Annotated in this window: 3 protein-coding genes; 1 reads left to right on the plus strand and 2 read right to left on the minus strand. The window is 55.2% G+C overall.

Annotation, left to right across the window (positions count from 1 at the left end):
• On the minus strand, positions 1-215 hold a 215-nt coding region (locus AUC60_RS04780), incomplete at its 3' end, for a LexA family protein (protein ID WP_274521386.1).
• Between the two features lie 99 nt (positions 216-314).
• On the opposite strand from AUC60_RS04780, the gene AUC60_RS04785 reads away from it, so the two are divergent.
• Positions 315-1,022 carry an SOS response-associated peptidase family protein gene (locus AUC60_RS04785; protein ID WP_087264936.1) on the plus strand — a complete coding sequence of 236 codons (708 nt, stop codon included), beginning with the start codon at positions 315-317 and terminating at the stop codon, positions 1,020-1,022.
• Positions 1,023-1,415: 393 nt separating this feature from the next.
• Here AUC60_RS04785 and AUC60_RS04795 read toward each other — a convergent pair.
• Positions 1,416-1,889, minus strand: a 474-nt coding sequence (locus AUC60_RS04795) for a DNA adenine methylase (RefSeq protein WP_144443227.1), incomplete at its 5' end; no start/stop codon positions are given.

The following is a 1,889-nucleotide window of genomic DNA, read 5'->3' on the forward strand; positions in this document are numbered from 1 at the left end:
AAATCGCCACAGAACATCCCCGCGCCCTGCATGCTGTCACCCTCAATCCGCGCTAGGTACACGTGTGGCGCACGGATGTTGCACGTCTCGTCCAGCGAGAGGTGTTTTTCAATGTGATCCGCAGCCGGAGACGGAAACCCGGCCGGGATTTTGAATGAATACAGGGGGAGCTTGATGCCGCCCTCCATCAGCGGGCCGAGGATTATGACATTCATGACGCGAGCCTTCGGGTGATTAACTGTATGAATATACAGTTAACGATTTCGTCTGCGCGCGGTCAATCTCATATGTAGGACATTTCGACGGGTGACATCATGTGCGGACGCTACTCGATCTACGAACCCATGACCCATTACCTGAAGGAACTGGGCTCAAAGCAGATCGTTATCAATGGCTACGACGAGTGGCCCCTTGAGCGCTACAACGTCGCGCCGAGCACTCGCGTTGAAATTATCCGGGGGCTGGAAGAAGGTCTAAGCGTGGACAAGGTCCGCTGGGGATGGTCGCCGTTCTGGGCGAAGGGGAAAAGGCCTGACCCGATTAATGCGCGGGTCGAGACGGTGACGACAGGGAAGTTTTTCAAACAGCTTTGGCCGAATGGCCGTGTACTTGTGCCAGCCAATGGGTGGTTTGAATGGGTCAGGGATCCCGGCGACCCTAAGAAGAAGCAGCCCTACTTCATCAGGCTGAAAAGCCAAGCACCGATGTTTTACGGCGGACTGGCTCAGGTGACGCCCGGACTGGAGCAGAACGAGGGGGATGGGTTTGTGATCATCACCGCCGCCAGCGATCAAGGCATGGTCGACATTCACGACCGACGGCCGCTTGTGCTGACGCCCGAATATGCGAATGAATGGCTTGAGCCTGACCTTTCACCCGAACGCGCTGCTGAGATTGCAATGGAGTGCTGCAGGCCGGTCGACGATTTCGAATGGTACGCGGTGGGCAAAGAGGTAGGGAACGTCAAGAATCAGGGCGCGCAATTACTACGCCCTGCTCTTCAAAACAACATCATCCCTTAGTAACACCGACCTCTTCAAAGCCTGGCGTAGGGACCATCCCTAAGACTGACTTGAGCTCATGCCAGGGGTACTTGCCTCCATTCTCGGCAGGACAGCCCTTCGCATGGACAAACTGCTCCCCTGACTCACCGACCTGCTGGGTAGCCAGGCACTGGGTACAAATCATGAAACTCCCCATCATTGACCAGCGTCCAGTCCAACCAATAATTTGGTCGCTGATTCGCTCTGAGTCGCTCAGGGCCTTGCAGTACTCGTATACATCAAACTCCTTTGGCATATCTTTCTCCTTGTGGGCAAAGAAAGGTAGATCCCCATAGCTCACGCTTTGAAGCTTAGGACATAGGCGAGAAAGCGTGATGCAAACGGTCGCAAAATGAACAAACCAAGGGGTCATCAAAACAGGCCGCCCAGATCGGCGGGCACCCAATTGGTAATCACCAGCTCTCCGCTCATATCGGCTTGGCCCTGTCGCGGATTTGTGGTGGTGTACCGGATGTTCAATGTTTCGAAATGGAAACCATCGAAAACCCGGCGAATATCCGGATGGTCGTTGATGCTGACCATCACCTTGCCTTTGCAGCGCCGCATGAAGTCGGCCATTCGCTCGTAGTTTTCGAAGGAGAAGTCGACGCCATAGCCGCTGGTTTGCCAGTAAGGCGGATCCATGTAATGGAAGGTGTGGAAACGGTCGTAGCGCTCTGCGCACTCCAGCCACGGCAGGTTTTCAATGTAGGTGCCGGACAACCGTTGCCAGGCTGCTGACAAGTTCTCTTCAATCCGAAGCAGATTGATCGCCGGCGCCGTCGTTGCGGTACCGAAGGTCTGGCCAGATACCTTGCCAGCGAAGGCATGGTGCTGCAGGTAGAA

It is taken from the genome of Pseudomonas caspiana (assembly GCF_002158995.1).
In the GTDB taxonomy this organism is placed as follows: Bacteria; Pseudomonadota; Gammaproteobacteria; order Pseudomonadales; family Pseudomonadaceae; genus Aquipseudomonas; species Aquipseudomonas caspiana.

Excerpts from the sequence above, each read along its gene's own strand:
- AUC60_RS04785 (WP_087264936.1), top strand. The coding sequence starts at position 315 with ATGTGCGGACGCTACTCGATCTACGAACCCATGACCCATTACCTGAAG.